Origin of the sequence: Alteromonas sp. MmMcT2-5 (assembly GCF_022348315.1) — a bacterium.
Classification (GTDB): Bacteria; Pseudomonadota; Gammaproteobacteria; order Enterobacterales; family Alteromonadaceae; genus Alteromonas; species Alteromonas macleodii.
On sequence record NZ_JAKRFB010000094.1, the window covers coordinates 1 to 7,998 of the forward strand.

A 7,998-nucleotide genomic window follows, 5' to 3' on the forward strand; every position below is an offset into this window, starting at 1 on the left:
AATCCGATCACTTAAGGTAAAACTGGTAAGGACGAAAAAGAAGAAGAAAAAGTGATCGGATAAAACCGAAATGACCGTTCGGATTCACCGAAATACGCAGTACTTCAGCGTTAGATCAGAACGCTACATTTATAGACGCTCCATTTGTTTACTTATCTATTGTACTTCTACATAACGGACAACTTGCGGATGATAAGTCAATTTCGGCAATTCGCGGCTATGACTATTTAGGTATTCGACAGGCACTTCAGCAAGAAGGTTTTGAATTTTTTGATATGCCGACAAGTAGCGACGCGATTCACCTTTTTGATGTTGGAAGAACGTCTTATCTAATTAGCTACAAACAACCCTACCAATTTTATACAGAGTCCTTAGGTAGTCGATTGGTTGAGGTAAGTATTTCAGACAAGTTGACCATACCTTCCTATTTTGCAGTTTCAAATCACAGCAGGTACAAAGATGAACTTGTTGATAGTTTGAATCTGGTTACTACACATATAAGTGACTCTACAATATTAGAATCCTATCGAAGTGCGAATAAATAACTCTTTCCTTACCAAGCTGCACAACTGTTGCCTATACGAATCGGGCGGCTCAGTGTCAGGCACTTCATACTTGTGTCAAATAAAAAGCTCACAGTTAATATGGGAGTGGCAGCGAATGAAAATCTTTGTTATGAGAACATAACTTTTCTGTTGCAAGCGGCTGATACGCTTTTATATAAAGCTAAATTTCGAGGTAGTGAACAAATATGTTTAGGCCAGCACTGAGCAACGATCTCGTCAGAGGATACTACTTCTCCTTTTTGCTGACACAACAGCAGCAGAACATCCATGGTTTTCGGCTCTATAGTCCTCTTAAGCTTGCCGAGAGATAGAGTATTGCTGGTTACATCGACTTGCCATTGACCTAGATAAAATTGTTGCTTCACCGCGTTTACCCTGTACTTTTTGTAGGTACTGTACTTAACTTTTCCTGTTAACTTATTGTAAAAGTATGCAGATACACTTTTGTTAATATAAAACCTTTTAATATCAATGTCATAAAAATTAATTGTAAAAAAATTAATTTTTGTGAAATATCCTTTAGGCCCACAGGGTCTTTTAAAGTACACGTGCTTACTGTACGTTAAACATGACTAATATTATTGAGGGTACATCAATGAAACAAATCAAAAAATCATCAGTAGCGACAGCGTTGGGTGCAGTTGTAATTGGCTCTTTGGCGTCAACTGTTGCAGTAGCAGATGTAAATCCATTTGGTATGCAAGCATTAGAATCTGGTTACAGCCAATTCGCTGCGGAAGGCAAGTGTGGCGAAGGTAAATGCGGCGGCGACAAAGCAGAGAAAGAAGGCAAGTGCGGCGAAGGTAAGTGTGGCGGCGACAAGAAAGCTGAAAAAGAAGGCAAGTGTGGCGAAGGTAAGTGCGGCGGAGACAAGAAAGCTGACAAAGAAGGCAAGTGCGGCGAAGGCAAATGTGGCGGCGACAAGAAAGCTGACAAAGAAGGCAAGTGCGGCGAAGGCAAATGCGGTAGCATGTAACCGCCATTCAAAAAACATCGTGTAGCTTGAAAAAGAATGATGAAGGCTACACGAGTTACGCTTAGCAAAAAATGGCTGTCGAATGATAGCCTTTTTTGTCTAGTAACGTACGTTACTATTGTGCAATCCCATGCAGTAAAGGGGAAGATATGAAAAACATCTGTGGCGCAGGTCTTGGGTTTCGTCGGGAAATGCTAAAAGCGCTTTTACCTACATTGCCATCTGAAGTCGATTTTTGGGAAGTAGCCCCTGAAAATTGGATCCCACTTGGTGGGAAGTACCAAGAACAATTTCAGCAAGCGTCTTCGCAAGCTCCCTTTACAACTCATGGTTTATCTTTGTCTATCGGAAGTAGCGACAAACTAGATGTCGAGTTTGTAAAAACCGTTAAGCGATTTTTAGATGCAAACAATATTGCATTGTATAGCGAGCACTTAAGCTTTTGTTCTGGCAACGGGCATATGTACGATCTGATGCCAATTCCTTTTACTGAAGACGCGATTAAGCACGTAGTATCTCGAATTGTTCAAGTTCAAGATATCATCGAACGACCGCTGGTCTTAGAAAATGTCTCTTATTACATAGCGCCAGGCCAAGAGATGGATGAACTTGAATTTACCAAGAGCATACTAAATGAATCGGGTTGCAAAATGCTTCTCGACGTAAACAATGTTTACGTGAACAGTATCAACCATAAATACGATGCGAAAGCGTTCATTAACGGCTTGCCCTCAGACAAAATTGTGTATGGCCATATTGCTGGTCATTATGATGAAGCAGAGGATTTGAAAGTTGATACTCACGGGGCTGATGTCATTGAGCCAGTTTGGGCGCTGTTGGAGCATGCTTACCTTACTCACGGCGTATTTCCGACTTTGCTAGAGCGTGATTTTAATATTCCCCCGTTAAGCGAATTATTAGCGGAAGTGAAGAAAATTAAGCAAATTCAAGCAAAATGCGAAGCTGTTCAAGCGTCAAAGGTTAAAGGAAGTGTCGCGTGACTCAGTCATTTCAAACCACTCAAAAAACGTTCGTTGATGCGATCAAAGATCCCCAAACATATTGCGGTACCAACGCCGATCACGCTCGTCGGATGAAAATCTATCAATCATTATTTTTTAATAACATCGACAACTTCGTCAGCACCGGGTTTCCGGTTCTAAAATCCATCATAGTAAAACAGTATGGTGAGAAAGGGTGGGAGAGCATTGTGCGGCAGTTTTTTATTGAGCACGAATGCCGTTCTCCTTATTTTGCTGAAATAAGTAAAGAGTTCGTTGAGTACCTTTCAACAGAGCCAACCTTCGATATTACTCTGCCCGACTTTGCTGCGGAACTTGCTCACTATGAGTGGCTTGAGCTTGACGTCAGTATCAGAAAAAATGAAGACAATGTTGAGTTCTATCAGCAAGAAAACAATGTTACCGCAATTAGGGTGTCACCGTATGCCTCGTTGGCGGCATATCAGTTCGAAGTCCATCTAATTGGTGAGGATTATATCCCAGAGCAACCTGCCGAAGAACAGCAGTTTTACGTTGTTTACAGAGACCGTGAGTTTGACGTTCAATTTACTCATGTTAATCCGGTGACGGCTATTTTAGTCAACACGCTGGAACAAAATGAACTGGGAATGGAAATAGGACAATTAGCGGAGTCGTTGTGCCAACAACTTCCCCAAATTCCTTCAAACGTGCTTATAAATGGTATGAACCAGACCCTCACTGACATGTTACAAAAAGGAATACTGCTTCCAGTATCCTAAGTAACCATTACTATTTACCTGCTTTATATTAAACTTTCGCTAGGATCTGGTCTGAAAGTGACCGATCGATCATATTAGCGCTGTCAATCGGGCTTGCTTTCGATTAACATTTAGCACCATTTTTTTGTTCACAAAATTGTTTAGGTAGTGCAAATGGCTGACAATTCAGATTTCAAAGAAGTCTATAACAAGTGGTACTTTCTAGCATCGCTAGTAACTCTAATCGCGTTCCCGTTGATGCATATCATCGCCGGCTGGTTCACCTTCTGGTTATAACGCAGACATTCAAGGCATAATTGTGACTGCAGAATATATTAAATCAGTAGTGAAAACCGTACCTGACTATCCAAAGCCAGGTATTTTATTTAGAGATGTGACCAGCGTTTTAGAAGATCACAAAGCATTTAGTAGCTGTATCTCGTTACTTGTAGAAAAGTATCAAGGTATGGGATTTACCAAGATAGCAGGTACTGAAGCACGCGGGTTCCTTTTTGGTGCGCCATTGGCCATCGAAATGGGCATTGGTTTTGTTCCAGTGAGAAAACCCAACAAACTTCCTCGTGAAGTAGTTAGCGAGAGCTACGAGCTTGAATATGGCATGGATACATTGGAAATCCATAAAGATGCCATTGAGCCAGGTGATAAAGTCCTTCTTATTGACGATTTACTTGCAACTGGTGGAACGATAGCCGCTTCTGCGAAACTAATTCGTTCACTAGGCGGTGAAGTAAACCATGCAGGTTTTGTTATTAACTTACCGGACCTAGGTGGCGAGAAGAAATTGAGTACGCTTGATATAGAAAGCTACTCTATTTGTGAGTTTGAAGGCGAATAATCGCTATAAAGCATAACTAGCAAAAGGCGAAATACGTAATAATGAGTTATCAGGTACTAGCAAGGAAGTGGCGACCGGGCAAGTTCAGTGAACTTGTGGGTCAGGAACATGTTGTCTCTGCCATTTCAAATGCTTTGGATAACGATCGTCTACACCACGCTTATCTGTTTACAGGTACGCGAGGCGTAGGTAAAACTACCATTGCACGTATTTTTTCGAAAAGCCTTAATTGCGAAGAAGGACAAGGGGCAAATCCTTGCGGTCAATGTAACACCTGTAAAGAGATAGAGCAGGGGAACTACGTTGATTTGTTAGAGATTGACGCTGCATCAAGAACCAAAGTTGAGGATACTCGCGAGCTTCTTGATAACGTGCAATACAAACCTACTCGCGGGCGTTACAAAGTGTACCTTATCGATGAGGTACACATGCTTTCAAAACACAGCTTTAATGCGCTGTTAAAAACGCTGGAAGAGCCACCTCCACATGTTAAGTTCTTACTGGCGACCACTGATCCTCAAAAGCTTCCGATAACCATCTTATCCCGTTGCTTGCAGTTTAACTTGAAAGCCATGTCTCGGGAGCAGATTGTTGGACAGCTGCAGCATATTTTAGAGCATGAACAGCTACCTTTCGAGCCACAAGCGCTAACGCTTTTGGCAAGAGCCGCCCAAGGTAGTATGCGTGATGCGCTGAGTTTAACAGACCAAGCGATTGCACAGGGTGGAAATCAAGTGCTGGCATCGGTGGTAACCGATATGTTGGGGCTGATGGACAAGAACCAGTTGCTTAAAGTGGTTCATGCGGTAGTAAGTAAAAGTCCTGCCGATGTATTGCAGTTGGTCAATGACATCGCAGAGCAAGCCCCCGATTATGACAACGTACACAGCGAATTGGCTAGCCTGCTGCACCAAATAGCGTTAACGCAATGGGTGCCTGAAGCATGTAAGCTAGAAACCACATCGGCTAAAGCGATATTTCAATTAGCGAAAACTATTCCAGCTGAGCAAGTGCAGCTGCTTTATCAGATTGCACTGCAAGGAAGAAAAGACTTACCGTTTGCTGCGGATGGAAAAAGTGCGTTTGAAATGACATTGATGCGAATGATGTCGTTTGCTCCAAACACCCCCATCGACGACGCGGCAAGTGAAATTGAAAACGGGAGGAGTGAGCATAGTTTACCTGTAGATCATGTTTCTTCCAGTGGTGGCCCGGGAAACGTCGGTAAGCAGAAGGAAGCGCCGTTAAGCGAAACTTCTGCAACCAATGTGCAGAAGGAGAGGCCTTCACATCTATCGGTTGAATCTACCTCTGCTCAGTCGTTAGAAGGTGCGCCATCTACCCCAGATTCACTTGCTACATCAATAATTGAAAAAGAGCAGCAAGAACAATCGACGTCTCCATTTGAATCACAGCAAGAGCAGAAACACGCAGCCGCTGATGAAAGCGAGTTGAGTGGAAGTGATACTCTGGCGGCGCTACCTCATGCAGAGTCAGGTGCAACGACAACTCAAACAACGGCACTTGAGCGTGATGCTTCATATGATGATGAATCCGTAGAGCCAGCTCCAACTTCGTCTTTTGAAGAGCAACCCGTAGAAAACACCGCGGTACAAGCGGTACAAACAGAAAGCGTTGCTGCAGAGCTTGAACCAACGCCAAGTGAAGTCAGTGCGCCCCATAACGAAGCAGCGCAATATTTCGATGGACCTCCGTTAGATGCGTACATGGACGATATGCCACCTCCGTCAGAAGATGATGGTTCCTTAGGTTTTGAAGGTTTTCAAAGCGCTGAGGGTTTTCATAACGCTGAGGGCTCTCATAACGCCAAAGGCTCTGATAAAAACAGCGAGTCGTTGGCGCACGAGAACGAACCGTCCTCATTAACCGCTGAAGAGCAGCTTACCTCTACGGCTGATATGTTGGCACTTCGTCAAAAGTTAAAGCAAAGAAAAGCACAAGACGCAGAGTCAAAAAGTACCAGCGCAGCAAATGCTAAGACCGAAAGTGCAAGTGATATTCAAGCGCGCTTTACCAGAAGTAAAGCCGAGGCGTTGAGTACTGCACAAACTGCACATGGAGTTAACAAGGGTAGCGATAATAGTGCAGGGCAGGCTAACGCTGATAACGAAATCAAGAGTGGTGATTTAAACCCCGTTGGGCATGAAGACAGCCGTGAGCTGCAAGACCATAGCCCTGAGCCTCTAAATAGTAGCCCAGAGCTTAGAGAGAACACCCCGGAGCGTATAGATAGCGGCTCAGAACATAAAGATAATAGTGTTGCGCGCGGTGACACTCCTCAACTGGAAAGTACAAATTCAGGCTCGTCTTTAGGTAATACTCACGCGCATTCTTCTGACACTATGCATACTAGCGAGTCAGAAAAGAGTCATTCTAGCTCAAACAACACGAGCGATTTCTCGCTTGATGAATTTGAAGAGGATATGCCTTTTTCAAATGACGAATCTGAGGCGCAATCAAACTCGGAAACACCGGTTGAGGATATGCCACCTTGGGCTACTGATTACGATAATCAACCATCTCAACACGTTGAAGGTGCTGACTATGTTGAAGCTCCCTCAGATAGCAGCTCCAATTACGGCAATTCCCCAGAGCAAATGGAAAGTGCGGGAGATCGGTCTTTTGCACGGGATGCTCTAAATTTTGATACGCCGCTGAGCAGTACCTATGACGGGCAGTTAAAAGCGTACTTAAATGACGGAAGCAAATTAACTCACGCTAGCCAAATTGACGAATGGAGCAATCTAGTTGAGCAAATGCCAGTTGCTGGTCTACTCAAACAATTGGTGCTGCACGCATCATTTTCTCGAGCGGGCAATCAAGTGTCCCTTGAAATTGACCATAGTCAGACGCATTTATTAAATGATAGTGCGAAAAAGCAATTGGTTGATGCAATCCATCATGGGTTGGGTGAAAACGTTGAAGTAAATATCACGTTAGGTGAACCAGCATCTACACCTTTTGCGTTGCAACAAGAGATTCATGCCATGCGCCATGCGCATGCACACTCGGTGATTAAAACCGACGATACAATTCAAGCATTGCTATCGACTTTCGATGCGTCAGTGCTAACCGATTCGGTTAAAGCGCGATAGCAGAATTATTAACACCAAAACGAAGCGAGACAAAAATTATGTTTAAAGGTGGAATGGGCAATATCATGAAGCAGGCGCAGCAAATGCAAGAGCGCATGCAAAAAGCACAAGACGACCTAGCCAAAATTGAAGTAACAGGTGAAGCGGGTGCAGGCATGGTTAAAGTAACCATGACGTGCAACCACAACGTGCGTCGTGTAGACATTGATGAGTCATTGATGGACGACGACAAAGATATGGTTGAAGATTTGGTTGCTGCAGCATTTAACGACGCGGTACGTCGAGTTCAAGAAACTAGCAAAGAGAAGATGGGTGATGTAACTGGCGGAATGCCATTACCTCCTGGCTTCAAAATGCCGTTTTAAGCAAAAAGCCCCGTATTCATTGGTCTCTAACAGTTTAAAAAGTGATGGGGTCAAGTAGGGGTCAAGTGATACATATGAAAAAGCTCTGGTTCCTCCAGAGCTTTTTTGATTCAAGATTCGAGTGATAGTCTTTAAGCGGCTGGACTCTGGTAAATATTGTTGACGAACGTACATTCTTCAATGCCACGCGGAAACACTTGTTCGCGTTTGTATGGATTAGTCGTCACTTAACCTGACACTTTCAGAGATAGAGCTAGACCAAATCTGACAGTCTCTTGTGTACGTATTGCAGACACTTGCAGTATGATAAATCAATTGGTTTAGTGTGCGATTAACGGAAGTTCAGCACTTGTCTAATAATGATAGAATAATGCTAAT

7 protein-coding genes and 1 pseudogene are annotated in these 7,998 nt (G+C 43.4%); 7 read left to right on the forward strand and 1 reads right to left on the reverse strand.

Going from position 1 to position 7,998, the window contains the following annotated elements; genetic code table 11:
• Window positions 1-757 precede the first annotated feature (757 nt).
• Window positions 758-1,114: pseudogene (locus tag MHN09_RS21610) on the reverse strand (transcriptional regulator); the annotation flags it as partial.
• A 47-nt stretch (window positions 1,115-1,161) separates the two neighbouring features.
• On the opposite strand from MHN09_RS21610, the gene MHN09_RS20485 reads away from it, so the two are divergent.
• The 7 genes from MHN09_RS20485 to MHN09_RS20510 all read left to right on the forward strand — a co-directional run bounded on the left by MHN09_RS20485 (window position 1,162) and on the right by MHN09_RS20510 (window position 7,620).
• On the forward strand, window positions 1,162-1,542 hold the full coding sequence (locus MHN09_RS20485; protein WP_049588657.1) for a hypothetical protein: 381 nt from the start codon (window positions 1,162-1,164) through the stop codon (window positions 1,540-1,542).
• 149 nt (window positions 1,543-1,691) lie between these two features.
• Complete coding sequence (locus tag MHN09_RS20490) at window positions 1,692-2,543, forward strand: DUF692 domain-containing protein (RefSeq protein WP_061486127.1); 852 nt, start codon at window positions 1,692-1,694, stop codon at window positions 2,541-2,543.
• Window positions 2,540-3,304 (forward strand): putative DNA-binding domain-containing protein, encoded by a 765-nt coding sequence (locus tag MHN09_RS20495; RefSeq protein ID WP_239241796.1) that lies wholly within the window; start codon window positions 2,540-2,542, stop codon window positions 3,302-3,304. The genes MHN09_RS20490 and MHN09_RS20495 overlap by 4 nt, the downstream gene beginning before the upstream one ends.
• Before the next feature lie 153 nt (window positions 3,305-3,457).
• Window positions 3,458-3,580 (forward strand): hypothetical protein, encoded by a 123-nt coding sequence (locus MHN09_RS21525; RefSeq protein ID WP_256253717.1) that lies wholly within the window; start codon window positions 3,458-3,460, stop codon window positions 3,578-3,580.
• A gap of 22 nt (window positions 3,581-3,602) precedes the next feature.
• On the forward strand, window positions 3,603-4,139 hold the full coding sequence (gene apt / locus MHN09_RS20500) for an adenine phosphoribosyltransferase (RefSeq protein WP_014950051.1): 537 nt from the start codon (window positions 3,603-3,605) through the stop codon (window positions 4,137-4,139).
• A gap of 41 nt (window positions 4,140-4,180) precedes the next feature.
• Window positions 4,181-7,255, forward strand: coding sequence for a DNA polymerase III subunit gamma/tau (gene dnaX / locus MHN09_RS20505; protein WP_049588632.1), 3,075 nt, complete (start codon window positions 4,181-4,183; stop codon window positions 7,253-7,255).
• 38 nt (window positions 7,256-7,293) lie between these two features.
• Window positions 7,294-7,620 carry a YbaB/EbfC family nucleoid-associated protein gene (locus tag MHN09_RS20510; protein WP_014950049.1) on the forward strand — a complete coding sequence of 109 codons (327 nt, stop codon included), beginning with the start codon at window positions 7,294-7,296 and terminating at the stop codon, window positions 7,618-7,620.
• Window positions 7,621-7,998: the final 378 nt, after the last annotated feature.

What these genes read in the sequence shown, in the direction of transcription:
- dnaX (WP_049588632.1), top strand. Translation starts at nt 4,181, where the DNA reads ATGAGTTATCAGGTACTAGCAAGGAAGTGGCGACCGGGCAAGTTCAGT.
- MHN09_RS21525 (WP_256253717.1), top strand. Translation starts at nt 3,458, where the DNA reads ATGGCTGACAATTCAGATTTCAAAGAAGTCTATAACAAGTGGTACTTT.
- MHN09_RS20490 (WP_061486127.1), top strand. Translation starts at nt 1,692, where the DNA reads ATGAAAAACATCTGTGGCGCAGGTCTTGGGTTTCGTCGGGAAATGCTA.
- MHN09_RS20485 (WP_049588657.1), top strand. Translation starts at nt 1,162, where the DNA reads ATGAAACAAATCAAAAAATCATCAGTAGCGACAGCGTTGGGTGCAGTT.
- MHN09_RS20510 (WP_014950049.1), top strand. Translation starts at nt 7,294, where the DNA reads ATGTTTAAAGGTGGAATGGGCAATATCATGAAGCAGGCGCAGCAAATG.